The 19,971-nt window shown below is 39.9% G+C and carries 17 protein-coding genes and 1 pseudogene; 5 read left to right on the top strand and 13 right to left on the bottom strand.

Features of this window, described 5'->3' with window-relative positions:
- Nucleotides 1-184: 184 nt before the first annotated feature.
- Both J5X91_RS08365 and J5X91_RS08360 read right to left on the bottom strand, forming a co-directional pair.
- Entirely contained in the window at nt 185-2,785 is a 2,601-nt protein-coding gene (locus J5X91_RS08365) for a P-loop NTPase fold protein (protein ID WP_208834394.1), read from the bottom strand.
- 200 nt (nt 2,786-2,985) lie between these two features.
- Nucleotides 2,986-3,492, bottom strand: coding sequence for a GNAT family protein (locus J5X91_RS08360; RefSeq protein ID WP_208834393.1), 507 nt, complete (start codon nt 3,490-3,492; stop codon nt 2,986-2,988).
- 331 nt (nt 3,493-3,823) lie between these two features.
- On the opposite strand from J5X91_RS08360, the gene J5X91_RS08355 reads away from it, so the two are divergent.
- Nucleotides 3,824-5,083 carry an aromatic amino acid transport family protein gene (locus J5X91_RS08355; protein ID WP_208834392.1) on the top strand — a complete coding sequence of 420 codons (1,260 nt, stop codon included), beginning with the start codon at nt 3,824-3,826 and terminating at the stop codon, nt 5,081-5,083.
- A gap of 83 nt (nt 5,084-5,166) precedes the next feature.
- On the opposite strand, the gene speD is transcribed toward J5X91_RS08355, so the two are convergent.
- The 8 genes from speD to J5X91_RS08315 form a co-directional block, all read right to left on the bottom strand.
- The gene (gene speD, locus J5X91_RS08350; RefSeq protein WP_011326917.1) at nt 5,167-5,979 is read right to left on the bottom strand and encodes an adenosylmethionine decarboxylase; all 813 of its coding nucleotides are present in this window, start codon (nt 5,977-5,979) and stop codon (nt 5,167-5,169) included.
- A gap of 87 nt (nt 5,980-6,066) precedes the next feature.
- Complete coding sequence (locus J5X91_RS08345; protein ID WP_011326916.1) at nt 6,067-6,480, bottom strand: OsmC family protein; 414 nt, start codon at nt 6,478-6,480, stop codon at nt 6,067-6,069.
- 169 nt (nt 6,481-6,649) lie between these two features.
- Nucleotides 6,650-6,988 (bottom strand): DUF3802 family protein, encoded by a 339-nt coding sequence (locus J5X91_RS08340; RefSeq protein ID WP_011326915.1) that lies wholly within the window; start codon nt 6,986-6,988, stop codon nt 6,650-6,652.
- 128 nt (nt 6,989-7,116) lie between these two features.
- Complete coding sequence (gene astD, locus J5X91_RS08335) at nt 7,117-8,586, bottom strand: succinylglutamate-semialdehyde dehydrogenase (protein ID WP_011326914.1); 1,470 nt, start codon at nt 8,584-8,586, stop codon at nt 7,117-7,119.
- A 16-nt stretch (nt 8,587-8,602) separates the two neighbouring features.
- Nucleotides 8,603-9,619 (bottom strand): arginine N-succinyltransferase, encoded by a 1,017-nt coding sequence (gene astA / locus J5X91_RS08330; RefSeq protein WP_011326913.1) that lies wholly within the window; start codon nt 9,617-9,619, stop codon nt 8,603-8,605.
- Between the two features lie 87 nt (nt 9,620-9,706).
- Nucleotides 9,707-10,912 carry an aspartate aminotransferase family protein gene (locus J5X91_RS08325; RefSeq protein WP_011326912.1) on the bottom strand — a complete coding sequence of 402 codons (1,206 nt, stop codon included), beginning with the start codon at nt 10,910-10,912 and terminating at the stop codon, nt 9,707-9,709.
- 368 nt (nt 10,913-11,280) lie between these two features.
- Nucleotides 11,281-12,441 carry an HDOD domain-containing protein gene (locus J5X91_RS08320; RefSeq protein WP_208834391.1) on the bottom strand — a complete coding sequence of 387 codons (1,161 nt, stop codon included), beginning with the start codon at nt 12,439-12,441 and terminating at the stop codon, nt 11,281-11,283.
- 45 nt (nt 12,442-12,486) lie between these two features.
- Nucleotides 12,487-13,068, bottom strand: coding sequence for an aminodeoxychorismate/anthranilate synthase component II (locus tag J5X91_RS08315; RefSeq protein WP_208834390.1), 582 nt, complete (start codon nt 13,066-13,068; stop codon nt 12,487-12,489).
- Nucleotides 13,069-13,339: 271 nt separating this feature from the next.
- Between J5X91_RS08315 and J5X91_RS08310 the strand changes: the two are divergent.
- The 3 genes and pseudogenes from J5X91_RS08310 to glpD all read left to right on the top strand — a co-directional run bounded on the left by J5X91_RS08310 (nt 13,340) and on the right by glpD (nt 16,854).
- A pseudogene (locus J5X91_RS08310) lies at nt 13,340-13,582 on the top strand (YdcH family protein).
- Nucleotides 13,583-13,784: 202 nt separating this feature from the next.
- On the top strand, nt 13,785-15,290 hold the full coding sequence (glpK, locus tag J5X91_RS08305; RefSeq protein ID WP_179807395.1) for a glycerol kinase GlpK: 1,506 nt from the start codon (nt 13,785-13,787) through the stop codon (nt 15,288-15,290).
- Nucleotides 15,291-15,348: 58 nt separating this feature from the next.
- Nucleotides 15,349-16,854 (top strand): glycerol-3-phosphate dehydrogenase, encoded by a 1,506-nt coding sequence (gene glpD / locus J5X91_RS08300; protein ID WP_197108628.1) that lies wholly within the window; start codon nt 15,349-15,351, stop codon nt 16,852-16,854.
- A gap of 12 nt (nt 16,855-16,866) precedes the next feature.
- Here glpD and J5X91_RS08295 read toward each other — a convergent pair whose 3' ends face one another.
- Nucleotides 16,867-17,265: an acyl-CoA thioesterase gene (locus J5X91_RS08295; RefSeq protein WP_011326906.1), complete on the bottom strand. Its 399-nt coding sequence runs from the start codon at nt 17,263-17,265 to the stop codon at nt 16,867-16,869.
- 33 nt (nt 17,266-17,298) lie between these two features.
- Here J5X91_RS08295 and J5X91_RS08290 point away from each other — a divergent pair, with 33 nt between their 5' ends.
- Nucleotides 17,299-18,003 (top strand): 2OG-Fe(II) oxygenase, encoded by a 705-nt coding sequence (locus tag J5X91_RS08290; protein WP_011326905.1) that lies wholly within the window; start codon nt 17,299-17,301, stop codon nt 18,001-18,003.
- Nucleotides 18,004-18,022: 19 nt separating this feature from the next.
- Here J5X91_RS08290 and J5X91_RS08285 read toward each other — a convergent pair whose 3' ends face one another.
- Both J5X91_RS08285 and J5X91_RS08280 read right to left on the bottom strand, forming a co-directional pair.
- On the bottom strand, nt 18,023-19,258 hold the full coding sequence (locus tag J5X91_RS08285; RefSeq protein WP_011326904.1) for a cysteine desulfurase-like protein: 1,236 nt from the start codon (nt 19,256-19,258) through the stop codon (nt 18,023-18,025).
- A gap of 9 nt (nt 19,259-19,267) precedes the next feature.
- Nucleotides 19,268-19,900, bottom strand: a complete 633-nt coding sequence (locus J5X91_RS08280; RefSeq protein ID WP_208834389.1) for a 2OG-Fe dioxygenase family protein — start codon at nt 19,898-19,900, stop codon at nt 19,268-19,270.
- Between the last annotated feature and the right edge of the window lie 71 nt (nt 19,901-19,971).

The following is a 19,971-nucleotide window of genomic DNA, read 5'->3' as shown; positions in this document are numbered from 1 at the left end:
AATTTAAACACCGTAGGTTGGGTTGAGTGCAACGAAACCCAACATGTTTAAGTCATGAGTTTTAAGCGGTAGAATCTTCACTCGTAGAAGATAGTTTTAGCCACTAAAAGTCCTGCTCTGCATTCTATTTGAAAAATAATCTCACTATCGAGTCACTTCACGCCGAACAAATAATTCTAATTGATTATTTGACCTCAACAACTCCAACGCTTGTTTTATAAGAGATTGTATATAAGCTTGTAACATTAGGTATTTTAGGTGTATTGTCTAATTTTGAGTCAGAGTTCAATACGGGCTGCCTAAGATATTCTGAATTATCCAACATTCTCCCTAAGCAATGGAACTTTTCACTTTCACTAACATCCTTTAATCTTTTTTCTGCATGGTATAACTTGTAACTTTGCTTCAAACAAAATAATAAATATCTGCCTTTATTTTTATCTAAGTTCAATTTATAAATAAGATCCTCAATTTCGATCGGTATGCCGTTTTCATTAAAGCCAAGGTAATTAATAAGTGCATTTGAATGCTCCCTAGCATCTTGTACATATAATAATCTATTAAAAATTTCATATATATTTTTAATGGTTAAATTTTTAGCTATGTAATGTACAAACTTTATTACATGTCTACATGTTGTAGATGACAGCTCATTGGGTAAGTTATCACTGCCTAGCTCTTGATAAGCTAATGTTTGATCTTCGTTGAACTTAAGAAAAATAAATTGCGAATACTTCTCTTGTTTAAATTCGTCAAAACTTAGCCACTTTTCTACAAATAGTAAAAGTGAAAGTTTCTTCAAATTTAATATATCTCGGATAACATCTTGATCTTTAAATTCTGAACTAAAAATACTTTGACGCAGAATACGCTGAACATAAAATGACATTTCATTGGAGCAACCAACTGTTTGTAAATATTCATTATTAGGGTTTAAAAGCCAAATATCTCTTTCTTTTAGAGGGTTACTATCACGTATTGAAACAGTCTTAATTTTTATACCTAGCATTACGCTTAGGTAATTTTTCACCTCTTTAGGAGTATCTTTTTCTATAAACCTTTCAATATCTGTCTGTTCACTTTTAAGTTTTGCAGAGTTTATAAAGTTAATATATTTAGAAAATAAGTTAGGCTCAACTTCTCTGAGCGCTAACATCATAAGCAAAGATATAAAATTGACCTCGCCTTTTAAGTTGTTATCCCACCAAATCTCATCGGCTCGACGAAGCACTTTTTTTAAAATACGGAAGCTCGAAATTAGTTTATTTAGCTCTGTTCTTTCAGGTAGATAAAAAGTAATTCGTTTACCTAAAATATTTTTTACATCATCTAACTTTTCCCATTGATAAGGAATTATTGAAACCATCTTACTTTTGGTTAAATTCTCATAAATATAATCAACAAGTAAATCTGTAAAATTACTTTTAGCAATATCCTCTCTATAATCAGTCGCTCTTGAAATTACTTCAGTAGCCACATCACTTTCATTACCCATAGCAATAATAAAATTAATATAACTTAATTTTCGGTTTTTTAACCTATCCAACAACGCAGCTATATCATTTAAACGTTTTTCGTTTTCATCGCCCGTACCACGATCAACATCTTGCAAGGTAATCAATAGTTTATGGTTGGTTGCTTGCAGTACCTTGTTAAGCTTTTTAAAGCTTATATCTGTATCAACAGGACCTGCAAGTAGTGTTGAAGCAAATTGCAGCCAACTGCCGCCTGACTTTAACGCTTCGGTGTAATGCTTAGGGAGGGCACGAAAGGCACACATATCAATATGCTGGCTTATATCATCAATAATATGGCTTAATACCACATGCGCAACGCTGCCACTGGCTGCGCCCCATGTTGATATATCGCTGTGTATCCAAATACTCTCTTTTTCCGAGTTTTTTGCTAAGTCATTCACAACACTTTTGACGATACTGCTTTTTCCACAACCATAAGGCCCACAAAGAGCTATGTGCTGTGCTAAGTCTTTTTCATACTTATCACCACCATTTTTTAACCGCCCGGTGATACGCTTTGCGTACACCTGTAAATCGGGTTCTAATTCCTCTGTATTTTTAATAGTTGAGTCATCTTTAAACCACTCTCTAAAATCATCTAAATCGTTCAGGCCATCGCCCGTATTAGCTTCAACAGAGCTGCTTTGGCTGTGAGGTTGTTTTATCTCGCTGCTAGCTCGCAACCTTAAAATAACAGCAAGACAGTAAAGCAAAGTAAACGTAGTAATAAGCGGCCATGGTGTATGGTAAAAACCCGATGCAAGCAAGAGTGTTACTAAAGCAGTGAATAAGATAAACCATGACTTACCATTCAACTTTTTTGCTTTATCTTTAGGTTCTTGAAACAAAGCAAATAATGCAGATGAAAATAAAGTGATGTGTACATACTTCAAACTAGAAAAAAGTAGATCATCGTCAAGAAAATAAGGTCTATATGCTGTATTCACAAAAAGATAAATAAGTAAGGCTGATATTGATAACCACACAGCAATTGTCACTGGCGGATACCGCCAACTAAACCCAATACTGCGCTTAGGGTGCGATATATAAAACTTATCAAGCAGCAGCTTTACGCCAATACCTGCTAAAAATGCGCTGCTGTAATGCAAAACCGGATTGATATTTAAAATAGCGCTCCAGCTTGCGTACGCCTTTTGTACAAAGCCCACTTTGCTTAAAAATATAGTTATTGTTGCTGCGGTTATTGCGCACAATAAAAGAGAAAGCCAGCGCATAGCTGGAATTGGAAGAGTTTGAGGCTGCGACAATTCAATATCCTTATCAATAAGTTACTTTGCCAGTGTACACCAGATAATCAAAAGCCCAAATGCTGATAAATTAAAGTGCCGTAATGCAATATGCGAAACGCAAACCAAACTAGGGGATCGTATTCGCTCACCTAAAATAAAACTATAAATTAAGTAAATTTGAGCTTATGAAAACATAACTACATTTGTTTAAGAAACACTTAAATCGGTGCGCGTAAAAAGTGTGTAACGCCTAATGTGTGTCCGTTTATTGTCATGTAGTTGTCTTTATGTGATTGGGCTTTAAAGCCACACTTTAATAGTACGGCTTTTGAGGCGGGGTTATTATCTAGAACTAAGGCTTCTAACTTGTTAACTGCATAATGCTGAGCGGCTATGCTAATTAATTCGTTAAGGCAAAAACTGGCGTAGCCTTTACCTATGCTATTTTTAGCAACTCGATAACCCACTGCGGCAGTCTTTGTTTGCCCTGTTATATCTTTTAAATTTGCGCGCGCAACAATTTGCTCATTAACAATAAGCACACCCGAATAATGCGTACCTAATTGCATGTTTATAATGGCATCATAAATATGCATTTTAATGCCTAAATCGCGATAAAAGTAATCTTCTCTCGGCGGCAGCATTGATTCAAACCAAGCTTTATTTTCTGATTCAAATTGCAATAACATAGCTAAATGCTTAACTGACAAGGTTTCAAATATCACAAAAACTCCTGTTTTCAATCACTTTACAACCTAGGTGGAAAGTAGGGTTTACAATAATTATACTCTAGATTGCAGTGTGTAAACTTTAAACTTTATGGGGAAAAGCTATTAACCCCCTTTTTAATCGCACCTTTCCTGCTTATTATTTTTAACGTTGAGCTAAAGCCACTGCCATTCTCTGCTCACTTTTATAACGCTGTTGCAAATTAATTACAGGCGTAACTGGTACGCTACAAATAAGCGAATATTAAGCTAGTTTATCGAATGAAATCATTAAGTAAAAACTATATGCTTTGCCGTCATTATTATTCTAAAAAAACCTGGTGAGCTTATGCCCCCATCTCAAGATGCTACGCATTTTAATGCATCTACAGCAAAACAGTCTTCTTGGACTTTACACGACACACAGTGGACGTTAAGCCTATTTGGTACCGCCGTTGGTGCCGGTATTTTATTTTTACCTATTAATATTGGTATTGGCGGTTTTTGGCCGTTAATTATTATGGCGTGCTTGGCCTTTCCAATGACCTTTTTAGCGCACCGCGGTTTAGCGCGGTTTGTGCTGTCGTCAAAAAATAAAGATGCTGACTTTACCGATGTAGTAGAGGAACATTTTGGGGTGACCGCGGGTCGGCTAATCTCTTTGCTGTACTTTTTATCTATTTTTCCGATTTTACTTATTTATGGTGTCGGTTTAACCAATACCGTAGACAGCTTTATGGTGAACCAGCTTGGTATGGAGTCGCCTTCGCGGGTGTTGCTTTCTGGTGTATTGGTTGCAGGTATGATTGGCTTAATGATGGGCGGCGAAAAGCTGATGCTTCGTGCTTTTGCTATTTTAGTTTATCCGCTTGTGGGCATATTGTTTTTTTTATCCTTGTATTTAATCCCTAGTTGGCAAATGCCGAATATGGCGCTGCCAGAAGTGAGCAGCTTTGGTAAAACACTGTGGTTGTCGATTCCTATTATTGTATTTTCGTTTAGCCACGCAGCGGCTATTTCGAGCTTTGTAAACGTACAACGCGGTCATTATGGTAATAAAGCGGTTGCTAAGTCTGAGGCGATATTAAAGCGCACCAGTTTACTGTTAATTACCTTTGTATTGCTGTTTGTGTTTTCGTGTGTGTTGTCCTTAACTGGCGAGCAAATGGCGGCGGCGAAAGCGGCAAATGTGTCGGTTTTATCGTACCTTGCCAATATTACTGACAATTCGTTTATTGCTACGCTTGGCCCATTGGTGGCGTTTATTGCGATTATGTCGTCATTTTTAGGGCACTTTTTGGGTGCACGCGAAAGCTTTACTGGCTTGGTGACTAAGCAATCTAACATAAGCGCTAAAGTTGCCGATAAGGTAGGTGCTGTACTAATGTTTTTTGCTATTTGGTTTTGCGCGGTTAAAAACCCGAGCATACTCGATATGATGGATCAGTTATCTGGCCCTATTATTGCGATGATTTTATTTATTATGCCCATGATTGCTGTTTATAAAGTACCGGCATTACACAAGCATCGTAATCGTTTAAGCACCTTATTTATATTAGCGGTTGGCTCAATGGCGGTAATGGCTTTGCTTTACAGCATGCTTAAATAATACTAAATATACTGGCTATAAGCTTTTTAACACAAAAAAATGGCGCTCATTGAGCGCCATTTTTATTGACTATATTTTGCTATTTAATCTAGGTCTGGCAAGTTACGGCCATAGAATATTTCTTGCATTTCACGGGTCAGTTTAGAGCGAATTTCTTCCTCTTCTTCATCTGACAAATCATCCGTAGAAAGGCCGAATAAATAGGTATTTAAATCAGTCTCTTTTAACATCATTTTAGTGTGAAACAGGTTTTCTTGATACACGTTTACGTCCATCATTTGGTACGCTTCTTTGGTATCTTCTGTCATGAAGTTTTGAATTGAGCTAATTGCATGATCGATGTAGTGCTTAACGCCGTTTATGTCGCGGGTAAAACCACGTACGCGGTAGTCAATTGTTACTACGTCTGACTCTAGACTATGAATAAGGAAGTTTAACGCTTTAAGTGGCGATATTATGCCACACGTTGACACTTCAATATCGGCGCGAAAAGTACAAATACCGTCATCAGGGTGAGCTTCTGGGTACGTGTGTACACAAATATGGCTTTTATCTAAATGGGCAACCACTGAATCTGGTAATGGGCCTGGAGCTTCGTCAGCATCGTAATTTTGCTGCTCTTCTACCGGCTCTTCTGAAACCAAAATAGTTACGCTTGCACCTTGCGGTTCGTAGTCTTGGCGCGCTACATTTAAAATGTTAGCACCTATAATATCAACAACTTCACCTAAAATGTCGGTTAGTCTATCTGCACTGTACTGCTCATCGATATATTCAATATATTCTTTACGTTGTTGCTCGGTCTTTGCATAGCAAATGTCGTAAATACTAAAGCTTAAACTTTTAGTTAAATTATTAAAACCATGAAGTTTAAGTTTATCGAAGGGTTTGTTCATAATAAACCAACCTATAAATTAGTGAAATCTGCTCTAGCAGAATAAAAGTTCGCGGATTTTATACGAATTTTACTCATGGAAAAAGCGTTATTTTACTTGATCTTGCACAACTTCGTGGCTATGCGTAATTTTTACTGTTTTATCAAGCATTAATGCGACCGAGCAATACTTTTCAGCAGAGAGTGAAACAGCGCGTGCAAGGTGCTTTTCAGACACATTATTGCCCGTTGCTACAAAGTGTAAATTAACTTTGGTAAATACTCGTGGGGCAGTTTCGGCGCGCTCTGCCGTTAACTGTACTTCTACGTTGCTAAAATCTTGTTTGGCTTTTTTTAAAATGCTCACTACATCAACCGATGAACAACAACCGATTGACATTAATACCATTTCCATAGGGCTCGGTGCAGCACTGTCGCTACCACCGTCAAATACAACATTATGATTTGAATTAGAGCGACCAATAAAGGTATTACCTTCAACCCATTTTACATTTGCTTGCATTGTTATACCTCAAAAATTATTTTCTTGATTGTATACCAATCAGCTTTAATAAGTGAGCGCCCAGCAATAATATAAATTAGCTTGATCAAGGCACTTAAATTTATGCAAGGGTGGTAAAACCGTCAGCGCATTTAAAGCGTGCTACCGGAAAATATAGAAGGGTTGCGGGCTAAGAAACGGCGTTATCAAATAGGTTTTTAACCAAACCACCAAACTCATCAATAAACATGTGTTGCTCTACCGTAACAGGCCGCGAGGTGATGCTACTGAGGACTTCTTGTAAATCGTAAACTATGCCATCAACTTCACGCACAATTTGGCTACGCTGCTCTGTAGTGAGCTCTGTGTGCTGCTGACATATGAGCATTACGTTTTGTGCAATCACGTCTTCGATTAATTCCATAACCGTAGGTGCACCTGGTTTTATTTCACCCGGCTTTTCAAATAAAGCTAAGTTTTGAGTTAGGTACATAATTAAGTCGTCGTACCCTTGCCTATTTAAAACCATTACACGTATACCTTAAAAATAATTAATTCAGTAATTTAAGCAGAAAGCACTAATAATTACTAGCTTAGCGACATAGCTAATACAAAAAAAGCAGCCGAAGCTGCTTTTATAATTATTTAGTAGTAATTTTAGTCTATTTTTAAGCCTGGGCTTAATGTAGCTGGCATAGCAACTTTTTCAAGCTCTACTGATGCTACTGGGTATGCACAGTAATCGGCAGCGTAATACGCGCTGGCTCTGTGATTACCCGATGCGCCAATACCACCAAACGGTGCAGCACTTGATGCGCCAGTAATTGGGCGGTTCCAGTTAACAATACCAGCGCGAATACGGCGTAAAAAGTGCTCGTAGTCGGCTGCACTGTCGCTAAGTAAACCTGCTGATAAACCAAAGCTTGTGTCGTTGGCTTTATCAATTGCTTGGTCAAAGTCGTCAAAGCGGAATACTTTTAGAAGTGGTCCAAAATGCTCTTCATCTGGGAAGTCGCTAATATTTGTACACTCAATAATACCTGGTGTTACAAAGCCAGTATTAACTGTATGCTCAAGCTCTACCAATACTTGAGCACCAAGCTCAACAAGTTCGTTTTGCGCTTTAACCATACCGGCAGCGGCGGCTGATGAGATCATTGAGCCCATAAATGGCTGATCTGCATCGTCATAATTACCTACTTTAATCGCTTTAGTTGCGGTAATTAAACGCTCCAGGATTACATCACCTTTGCTACCCGTTGGTAAAAATAGTTTACGTGCACAGGTACAACGCTGGCCACTTGAAATAAACGCTGATTGAATAATATCGTGAACAACCGCTTTAGTATCTTCAACGTCAGTAATAATAAGTGGGTTATTACCGCCCATTTCTAGCGCTAAAATTTTACCAGGTTGACCCGCAAACTGTTCATGTAAAATATGACCTGTGCGCGAAGAACCCGTAAAGAACAAGCCATCAATACCTTTGTGAGCAGCAAGGGCTTTACCCGTTGCTACTTCACCTTGTACAAGGTTAATTACACCCGCTGGTAAACCTGCTTTTTCCCACAGCTTAAGCGTAAGCTCGGCAACTTTAGGCGTAAGTTCTGACGGTTTAAATATAACCGTGTTACCCGCTAAAAGCGCTGGCACTATGTGGCCATTAGGTAAATGCCCCGGAAAGTTATACGGACCAAATACAGCTACAACACCGTGTGGCTTGTGGCGGATCATTGCGCGCCCTAGTGGCATTGCATTTTCTACGTCGCCAGTGCGCTCTAAAAACGCTTTTTCAGAAATGGCAATTTTACCAACCATAGCACCCGCTTCTGTGCGAGTTTCCCACAGTGGCTTACCTGTTTCTTGTGCAATAGTAATGGCTAGCTCTTCGCTGTTTTCTTTTAATTGCGCTGCGAATGCTTTAACTATTTCTAAACGTTCAGCAAATGTTTTATCAGCCCAAGCATAAAACGCTTCGCGCGCTGCGCTAACTGCAGCGTCTACTTGCTCTGCAGTTGCTGAGTTTGCTTGGAAAATAACATTGTTATTGGCTGGGTTTACTGAACTAAATTCGGTTCCTTGGCCTTGTGACCATTGACCATTAATAAATTGTGCAGGATGAGTCATTATACTTTCTCCTAAATTAAATCGTGGTTGCGCTTACGCTATCGCCCGCTTGTAAATACAGTGCATCGGCTACTTGTTGCGTTATTACTATGCTGCTCATGCGCTCATCGAACGTCATAGGTACTACAGTTGCTCTAAAGTCTGTAAGCTTTTCGTTGGCTAATAACACCATGGTGTCGCCACTTGGTTCACCTATTTCAACTTTAAAGTGTTTAGCATTGCGAATGGTGGCAATGTTATCTACTTTTGCTTCAACTGTGGGGCCGGCATCAAAAATATCAACATACCCATTAAAGGTAAAACCTTCACTTTTTAATAGCTCAATTGCTGGGCGTGTGTTGTCGTGTACTTTACCAATAACAGCTTGCGCATTTTTGCTGAGCAAATTAACGTAAATTGGGTACTTAGGCATTAATTCAGCAATAAATACTTTTTGGCCTATGCCTGTTAAATAGTCGGCAGTTGGAAAGTCCATTGAAAAAAAGTGCTCTTCTAGCCATTGCCAAAATGGGCTGCTGCCATTGTCGTCAGACACACCACGCATTTCTGCAATGACGGTTTGTGCAAAACGCTCTTGATGCTGCTTAATAAACATAAAACGCGATTTTGAAAGTAATTTACCGTTACTGTTTTTGCGGTATGCGTCTTTCAAAAATAATGTACATAGCTCTGTAGCGCCGGTGTAATCGTTACAAAGCGTTAAAATATCAACTGCTTTATATACGTTTAGAGTGCGTGAAGAATGAATCACTTTACTTAAATGATAGTGATAAAATGCATCATCTAAGCCAACAGCGGCTTCTATACCTGAGGTGCCAACTACTTCACCTGTTTCGGTGTCCTCTAGTACAAATAAATAACCTTCGTCGCCCGGCTCGGTAGCAGCTTTTGCAAATGAGCTAACCGAATGATCTATTTTCTTTTGCAATAACTTTTCATTATTAGGTAAAGAAGTAAAGCCATGACCCGATTCGTGGGCTATTTTCACTAATGCAGGGTAGTCACTTTGTTGGATTGGGCGAAGGATCATCATAAACCCGCTTACTCCCTTATATTATAACGGTAAATTAAAATTAGAGGGCAAACTAGGTCTGCCCTTAATAGATATTGTTTGGCTATGTTAAGCGCTTACAACACTGGCTACTGCTTTTTCAAAGCGTGCCATACCTTCACGAATGTCGGCTTCTGGGATAACTAATGATGGTGTAAAACGAACCACGTCAGCACCGGCAACTAATGACATAAGACCGTGCTCAGTACCTGCCACTAAAAACTCTTTTGCACGACCTTTGTATTGCTCGCTTACTACTGCACCAATTAATAAACCTTGGCCGCGAATTTCGCTAAACACGTGGTATTTATTATTAATTTCAGTAAGTAGTTGGTTAAATAATGCTGCTTTTGCTGTTACACCAGCAAGTACTTCTGGGGTATTTACAGTATCGAATGCTGCTTCAGCAACGGCGCACGCTAATGGGTTACCACCATAAGTAGAACCATGCGTACCTACTTTAAGGTGTTGTGCAATTTCAGTTGTGGTGATCATAGCGCCAATAGGAAAACCGCCGCCCAATGCTTTAGCCGTAGTTAAAATGTCAGGAACAACGTTTAAACCTTGGTATGCGTATAAGTTACCTGTACGGCCAACACCTGTTTGCACTTCATCAAAAATAAGCAGTGCATTATGTTTAGTACATAAATCACGAACGCCTTGTGCAAATTCGTCAGTTGGCGAAACAATACCGCCTTCACCTTGTAGTGGCTCCATCATTACGGCACATGTTTTGTCGCTAATAAGGGCTTCAAATGCTGCCAGGTCGTTGTAATCACAATGTACAATGTCGCCTGGCTTAGGACCAAAACCATCTGAGTATGCCGCTTGGCCACCAACAGTTACGGTAAAGAATGTACGGCCGTGGAAACCTTTGTTGAATGCGATGATTTGTGATTTTTCTGCGCCAAATTGATCAAGGGCAAAACGACGCGCTAATTTAAGTGCTGCTTCGTTTGCTTCTGCGCCTGAGTTGGCAAAGTAAACTTTTTCGGCAAAGGTTGCATCAACCATTTTTTTAGCTAAGCGTAGTGCTGGCTCGTTGGTCATTACATTTGATAGATGCCAAAGCTTTTCGCCTTGCTCTTTTAATGCGCCTACTAATGCAGGGTGGCAATGGCCAAGACAGTTAACGGCAATACCACCAGCAAAGTCGATAAACTCTCGACCTTGTTGATCCCATACGCGAGAGCCTTCGCCTCGAACTGGAATTACGCTTGAAGGTGCGTAGTTAGGAACCATTACGTGATCAAATAATTCGCGATTGACTGTCATTTTATTTCCTCTTAATTGTGTACATCACAAAGCCGTAAATAGCTGTGTGGTAACCTGTAGCATATGTGTTTTTTAGCAAACTCAGTATAGCGATATTTGCATAAAAAGGGCTGTGTGGTTCAATTTTCAGACGCTTATTATTTCAGAAAACATTGATTATGTCTCTTCAAAAACTTTCATGTAACCCTTGATAATAAAGGGCTTGAGATATAATTTCATAGATAGTGAATAACTATTTGCTTGCTTTATGCAACTCGTTTTTAGCCAATAAAGCGCCTGAACAACGAGCGCGCCTCACTTTAAACGGGGAAATGTATTGAAAAGAGATAATAAAAAGTGAATGGATAGTCGCAAAAAAATTAACAAATTTAATCAATTTGAATAGCAAGATTATTAAAATTGCTTGCTTGGAGTGCTTTTAGCTCTTTTTTGGTGAACTTAAAGTACGAAAACCAACTAAGCGTTTCATCCGGTTCAACTAGCTGATGCTGCTTTAGCGTTAAGTACTGAGAGTAACATCGTGCTTTTAGCATTACCTGCGTTAAAGGCAGCGCTGTATCGCCTTTTTCTACACCATTAACGAGTTGCTGCATTACGCTATTAAACGGCAAATACTTAAAGGCCATTTTTTCAATTATTTTAGCGCTAATAGCCAACGACTGCTCGCTCAGTAAGGTGGTTAAAAATAAAGGGTCTGGTTTTAGCTCTAGCAATGCAGTATGCAAGCCTTTATTCGCTGTAGTGCGAGCAAATTGTACTTTTCGCTGCCAAATTTGCTCAAACACTTTTAAATATAAACGCACTAAGGCTATTTGCCCCACGTTTAATAACATCCCTAAAGTAAAAGCATGGCTTGGGTTAACCTCGTTAACTTCAGCAATTTTTTGTGCCGCAATAGCATTCGCCATGGCGCTTTCTTTTAAGCGCCTTTTTAGTAACGAAAAAGGCGCTGTGCTATAAGGCATCCAATGGCGCACTGCAAAAGTTGGTACTACTAGCTGTAAGTTATCTAGGCCAATATAACGCAGCGCTAAAGCGGGGCTATCTACTTTCACTGCGGTATTTTTGCTGCGCTGATTACGATAATAAGGCAAGTTAACTAAAGTAACTAACTCTCTGCCAAGCCAGCTTAGGTCGTTAACTAAGGGCTCTAAGCGCCCAACCGATGCGCTTTTTGTGGCTAAAATATCTAACATGGCACATACGCTGTCCTCTACACCTATGGTGTTTTGAATAACACTGTCTATATCGCTAAGCTGCTCAGACATCATTTTTTCTATTGCTTTATGCAGTTGCTCGCTCGCTGCTGCACGATATTTATGATGCGCGGTGCTTTTTAGCTTGCGCTTTTGCTGAGCGGCAACCTCTACTTCAAGTAATGTGCGTTGCTTTAGTGGTTCGCCATAGTCCATTTCTAGCGTATGAATAAAGCCAATTTGTTGATGAGCAAAGTTATGACCAAGCAGCAAATCATGTGCTCGTTGATTAAGCATTTTAACAATACGCGGTTGCTGCACTATTTCGGTCATGGCTCTCTGTCTTTAATGTAATGATATTTACTTAATACTATAAGCTTAGAAGCGAGTTAAAAAGTTATCAAGTAACGCTAAACCTTGCTCAGTTAAAATAGCTTCCGGATGAAATTGTACACCTTCAAGTGCTAAGTCTGTATGTAATAATCCCATAATTTCGTCAAACTCACCTTGCTGGGTTTGTGTCCAGGCTGTTACTTGTAACTCTTTAGGCAGCGACTGCGCCTCAACAATTAAAGAATGATACCGACAGACCGTTAAGGGCTTAGCTAAACCTTTAAATACTCCTTGATCGCTATGGTAAATTGGCGATGTTTTACCGTGCATTACTTTTTTAGCACGCACCACCTTTGCTCCTATGGCTTGGGCAATAGTTTGATGCCCTAAGCAAATTCCTAAAATAGGATACTGCCCTTTTAATTGCTCAACAATGCTTAACGAAATACCCGCTTCGCTTGGGCTTTTAGGACCGGGTGATATAACAATATGTTGAGGATTTAACTGCTTAATTTGGCTAAGCGTTATTTGGTCGTTGCGCTTAACCAGTACCTCTTGATCTAAACGCTGAAAGTACTGTACCAAGTTATAGGTAAACGAGTCGTAATTGTCGATCATTAAAAGCATGTAATAAAGCACTCAAAATAGTTATTGTTTGCGAGGAGTTGTTGCATTTTGTATTCTAACTTAAGCATCTTTGAGTGTCAGTGCTTTGTATAGTGATATATAAGTATTTCCGTAATAATAATTAATAACGGCTATGTGTTGATTTATACTCAAGCAACCCCCAGCTCTAATATTATGGCGTACATAAATACCCATACAATCTGAATTTAACTAAACCCTAAGCGTGTTATTTTTAAAACACATTTATTACACGCACCGTTAAGGAGTACCTATGTTAGGCGAAGATCATTCATTAACTCAAGACTTTCCTGAGCACCTAAATACCATTAAAAAACTCAATAGCAATGATCCAGAGTTTGCAGATAAAGCCAAAAAATACAACGCGCTTGATAAAGAAATTCGTACCTTAGAGCTGTAAGACGCGCCTATCGATGACGAGGAAATGCTGCAATTAAAACATGACCGTGTGGTGTTAAAAGATTGGCTACATCAACAATTGTTAAAAGCCAGCTAAGCGCAATTTATACCCATTGTATTTAAGAGCCCTCTGACTTATGGGCTCTTATTACTCTTGCTTCTTAATATACACTGCCACCACCCTTGGTATAAATTACAGCGTTATAGCTATAACAGCCCTTCCTAATATTTAAAAAGCATTGCTATTAATTTAACTTGCAGACAAGCTATCTGTATCTAAGATAAATAACGTTAAGCTTATGTCTAAATACATACTCTCGATTGATCAAGGAACTACCAGCTCTCGGGCTATTTTATTTACCAAAGATGCCAAGGTAGTTGATACTGTTCAGCAAACATTCCCGCAGCACTTTCCCAATAATGGCTGGGTTGAGCACGACCCTAACGATATTTTACAAACCGTACTAAGTACCTGTAAAACAGTACTGGCTAATAACCAGGTTACAGCCGAGCAGGTCATTGCCATTGGTATCACTAATCAGCGCGAAACCACTTTAGTATGGAATAAAAAGACTGGCCAACCAATTTATAATGCCATTGTGTGGCAAGATCGCCGTACCAGCGAGTATTGCGAGCAAATACGTAGCGATAAACTCAGTAAAAAAATTAGCGATAAAACCGGGCTATTATTAGATCCGTACTTTTCAGCCACTAAAATTCGCTGGATTTTAGATAATGTTGCCGATGCACAGCAACAAGCGCTAGCCGGCGAGCTAGCATTTGGTACGGTTGACAGTTATTTACTGTGGCATTTAACCGCTGGCAAAGTACACCGTACTGATGCCACCAACGCCTCACGTACACTATTATTTAATATACATCAGCAATGTTGGGATGAAGAGTTACTAACGCAGTTTAATATTCCACACTCTATGCTTCCAGAAGTGATGGACAGCGCAGCCGAGTTTGGCAGTACCAGCAGTGAAATTTTTGGTGAACCGATTAAAATTTGCGCTATGGCGGGGGATCAGCAAGCCGCATTAATTGGTCAAGCTTGCTTTAAAGAAGGCATGGCTAAAAGTACCTACGGAACGGGCTGCTTTTTAATGCTTAATACGGGCGATAAAGCCCTTACCTCTAATAACCGCTTATTAACTACTGTGGCTTACAGGCTCAATGGTAGAGTGACCTACGCTATAGAGGGCAGTATTTTTATGGCGGGTGCCACTATGCAATGGATTGTTGAGGGCTTAAAGCTACTTGAACATGCCGGCGACAGCGAGGCTATGGTCAAAGACGTGCCACTGGATCACGGCGTATTTTTAGTGCCTTCGTTTACCGGTTTAGGCGCCCCATACTGGGATGCCAATGCCCGTGGTGCTATTTTAGGTTTAACCCGTGATTCTGGCATTAGCACTATAGTAGCAGCGGCGCTGCAGTCTGTTGGCTATCAAACCAAAGATTTACAAAAAGCCATGGAAGGTGATGGCCTGCGTCCAAGTATTTTGCGCGTGGACGGTGGCATGGCAAAAAATAATTGGGCCATGCAGTTTTTAGCTAATATTTTAGGCGCAAGTGTGGAACGCCCAGCGCTAACAGAAACAACCTCTCTGGGTGTTGCCTATTTAGCAGGGCTGCAAACTGGGATTTATAAGTCAACGGAGCAATTAGCTACTATGTGGCAATGCGACCGTCGTTTTGAACCAACCATGAGCATAGATGAACGTAACGACTTATACGCAAAATGGCAGCACTGTATAGCACAAGTCACACTTTCAAATAACGCAACAAAAGACGACTGCTAATGCGATAGTGTTATTCGCTATTGATATGCCATCGCTTAAATTAATAAAGAGGTATTCAGTGAAATTACTCGATAATGAATATGATTTACTGGTTATTGGCGGTGGCGTTAATGGCACTGGTATTGCGGCTGACGCCGCCGGTAGAGGCTTAAAAGTATTACTGTGTGAGCAAAATGATTTAGCCTCTGCTACATCATCAAGTAGCAGTAAACTTATTCATGGTGGACTACGCTATTTAGAGCATTACCAATTTAGGCTAGTAAAAGAGGCACTTAAAGAGCGTGAAGTGTTATTAAAAAATGCCCCACATATTATGTGGCCGCTATCTTTTAGGCTGCCACATCAAGCACACTTACGCCCTTACTGGATGATTAGAATTGGGTTGTTTATATACGACCATCTTGCCAAACGCATTACTTTACCCGCCTCAAAATCAATTAAATTTACCCGCGATAGTATATTGAATAATACTATTACCCGCGGTTTTGAATACGCTGATGGCTGGGTTGATGATTCGAGGTTAGTTATTTTAAATGCGTTGGCAGCACAGCAAAAAGGTGCAACCATTTTAAGCCGCACGCGCTGTATTAAAGCAGTTCGCAATAACAATAATTGGAGTGTGACCTTAGAGCAACAAGGTAGCAAAAAGCAATGTTCTATAGTTGCTAAAGGAGTTGTTAATGCAGCGGGCCCTTGGGTTGCATCACTTTTTGATGAGGTAATTACTGGGCCGTCGCCACATAATATTCGCTTAGTTAAAGGCAGCCATATTATTGTGCCGCGTATTCACACTGAGCCGCAGGCCTATATTTTACAAAATAAAGATCAGCGCATTATTTTTGTTACCCCATTTGAAGATGACTATTCACTGATTGGCACTACAGATGAAGAATACAGCGACAATATAGCAGATGTAAAAATTAGCGATAAAGAAGTCGATTACTTAATTGGCATTACTAATAATTACTTTAAAAAACAACTTACTCATAACGACATAGTGCATACCTTTAGTGGTGTACGCCCCTTACTAGATGATAACTCATGCGACGCACAAGCCGTTACTCGCGACTACAAACTGATATTATCGAGCAATAATAACCAGGCACCACTGCTAAGTGTATTTGGTGGGAAAATTACCACTTATCGCAAGCTCGCTGAAAACGCAGTAAACGAACTCGCCAGCTTTTATCCGCATATGGGCCAAACATGGACAAAAAACACTCCATTACCCGGTGGCGACTTTTCATCAAAGGTAGTATTAAAGCAACAACTACAGGTAAAGTACGCATGGTTGCCTGAGTTTATTTTAAATCGCTTTATACGCAGTTACGGTACTGGCACTTATACCCTACTTACAGATGCCCAAAGCGTAGCTGATTTAGGCCAGCATTTTGGCCATGGTTTATACGCCACTGAAGTAAATTATTTAGTTAATAGCGAGTGGGCTAGCAGCGCCGAGGATATATTGTGGCGTCGTAGTAAGTTAGGTTTGCGTTTTAATACTGAGCAAATAACAGCGCTGAGCCAGTATATTCAAAATTATAATGGCTCAATACCGCTGTAAACATTTACCAAACTAGCTAGCCGGGGCTAAATGCTCATTAAGTGACGATTTTTCAGATACTGAAAGCGATTGCTTTGCTTTTGCTGCAAAATCGTAACGTACCAATACCGTTTTACCAACTGCACAGCAGTTACCTTGCTGGTGAGCTTCTTGGCGTAATACAAATGAGCTGGTACCTACATGCTCTACTGAGGTTTTAATGGTTACTTCATGGCCATAAAATAACTCACCAACAAACGACACTTCGACTTTGGCAATAATTAGCTTCCAGTCATGTGGGTTTAAATCTGGGGTAAAAAACCTAAAAATAGGCGCACGCGAAGCTTCAAACCATACAGGGAGTACGGTATTGTTAATATGTCCTAGCGCATCTGTTTCACTAAAGCGCGGCATCACTTTTTCAATAAACATAATAATCCAATAATAATTATATAAAGGTAAACTATGACGGACTTTATTCGCGTATACGATAACGCGCTCAGCAATGACTTTTGTGATAACTTTATCACTACCTTTTCTCAAAGCCCGCATATAAAACAAGGGATGACATCTGGCGGTATCGATTTAAATAAAAAAGATAGCCACGACTTGCACTTAAACAATCATCCGGAATACGTTGAGCAATTAAAACACATTCAACAAACCACTGCACAGTATGTTTTTAAATACATTGAAGAACATATTTTTATTATGATTGGTGCCTTTGGCCTAAAAGTGTATCACCCTAAAAGTGGCGAACCTGTTGACTTAACACACGCAAACTTTGATGAAGTGGGTAAACCACAACTGCCCTTATTAGTGCAGCAAATTTTTAGGCTAGGAAATATTCAGGCGCAAAAATACCAAGTTAATAAAGGCGGTTACCCGTATTGGCACAGCGAAGTTTATCCGCAGTTAAATCATAACGAGGCGCTACATAGAGTATTGCTGTTTATGTTTTATTTGAACGATGTTGAACAAGGTGGGGAAACGGAGTTTTATTATCAAAAGCGTAAAATTGCGCCTAAAAAAGGCACTATGGTAATAGCGCCCGGCTACTTTACTCACACTCACCGTGGCAATAAGCCAGTATCTAACGATAAGTATATTTTAACCTCGTGGGTACTGTTTAACCGCGCAGAGCAAATATACGGTGCGCCAAAGAGCTAGCGCACCTTTTTTATGTATATTAACCTAGTAGCTCATCAAACAAATTAAATAACTGATCAAGCTCTGCGGTGGTGTTGTAGTGCATGCAACCAATGCGCACTACGCCACCTTTATCAAGTACGCCTAATTGCTCACACAAACCTTGCGCGTAAAAGTTGCCATCCCATACACAAATATGTTGCTTACCTAAACATTCAGATACAGCGCGCGGCTCTAAACCTTCAAAAGTTAACGCAAAAGTAGGCGTACGCTCATTTAAACGATCTAAGTCATCTATACCAAACAATTTAATACGCGGGTAATTAACTAAGCGCGTTAAAAAGTATTCACTCAGCGCCATTTCGTGTTGCTTGGTTTTAGCAAAGGCAACACTTAACTTTTCGCGGCGTGAATGGCTGTCGTCAAGCTCGCTAATTGCTGCAATGTAATCAACCGCCGCTATAAAACCAGCCATGGCTTCAAAGCTTTGCGTGCCGGTTTCCCAGCGACCAGGCGCTACGTCTTTAGCTGGCTCAACTTTGTACGGGGTAAATCCTTCAAGGTGCTCTTTTTTGCCATAAACCATACCTAAATGCGGGCCAAAAAACTTGTACGCAGAGCAGGCTAAAAAGTCGCAATCAAGCGCTTGTACATCTACAAGTTCGTGCGGTGCATAATGTACGGCATCAACATAAACAAGTGCGCCTACGTTGTGGGCAAGCTCTACAATACGTTTAATATTGTTAATTGAACCTGTGGTATTTGAAGCATAAGTTACCGCTACCAGCTTAGTATTACTGTTTAGTAAACTCTCGAACTGCGCCATATTGAGTGTGCAGTCGGTTTCGTTAATAAGCGCAGTATTAACTTTAACACCTTTATCTTCTGCGGCTTGCTGCCACGACGAAACGTTAGAAAAGTGATCCGCGTTAGTGACAATAATTTCATCACCCGTTTGCCAGTCGCGTGAAATTGCGCGGCTAAAGCTAAACGTTAAGCTGGTCATATTCGGACCAAATACAATTTGTTGTGAGCTGGGTGCATTGAGTAAATCGGCAGCAGCTTGGCGAGCATTTGCCATTAGCTCAACGGTTTTATCGCTTGAGAAAAATGCTCCACCTAAATTTGAGTTGTAATAACCCAAATAAGCAGTCATAGCGTTAAGTACCGATTGCGGTACTTGCGAGCCACCGGGGCCGTCTAAAAACACGGGAGATTTACCATTAACGCTTTGCATTAATGCCGGAAATTGCTCACGTAATTGCGTTATATTCATGCTCATTCCTTAAGACGTTAATACAAAGCAATCCAGGTAACCTGGCTTACTGGCATCAAGTTTATTCATTGGAGTAGCGTTATGCCACACTTGACGGTCGTTAATTACTGCAAACATACCGTCTTTTATGGCCATTTTAAAACAGGGATCGGCTTGCTTGTTTTCGTATACAAGCAATTCACCGCCCTCTAAGTTTTCATGCGATACACCACATACACACACATGATCAAAACCATCTTGGTGCACGCCTTCTGGCGCTGCAGGCGTATCACTATCAATGGCTAACATACGAAATTGGTGAATTTCGATATCACGTTCTTCATCAATCCCGGTAATTTGACGAAACTCATCCACAATACTTTTCATGCCCGCTGACTCAAGTAGGCTTTGCTCTAAATTTTCGTAACTACGCTCAACATTACCCTGAAAGGTATTAATTGCATCATCTTGTACAAATGCTTTTGTTGCTTGTAGCTTTAGCTCACCATTTTGTAGTTTAACTACAGAGTAACGGCGTTTACGAAAGGCACCATCTGCATAAGGATTAGTCGGCAGGTTATCAAAAGAAGGCTTAACCAAATCAATATTTGTTTGGTTAATAAAACGCAGCTGCAGTAAATTCTGGGGGTTTAAAGCGGTCATAAAAATCCTGCTATAGTAATTATAATATTGCAGGGATTTTAATGCATGCAAAGAGGATTTATTGCTTTATT

It is taken from the genome of Pseudoalteromonas sp. K222D (assembly GCF_017653575.1).
GTDB lineage: Bacteria > Pseudomonadota > Gammaproteobacteria > Enterobacterales > Alteromonadaceae > Pseudoalteromonas > Pseudoalteromonas nigrifaciens.
The sequence above is the reverse complement of the archived record's forward strand: the minus strand, read 5'-3'. Positions and strand labels throughout refer to the sequence as shown.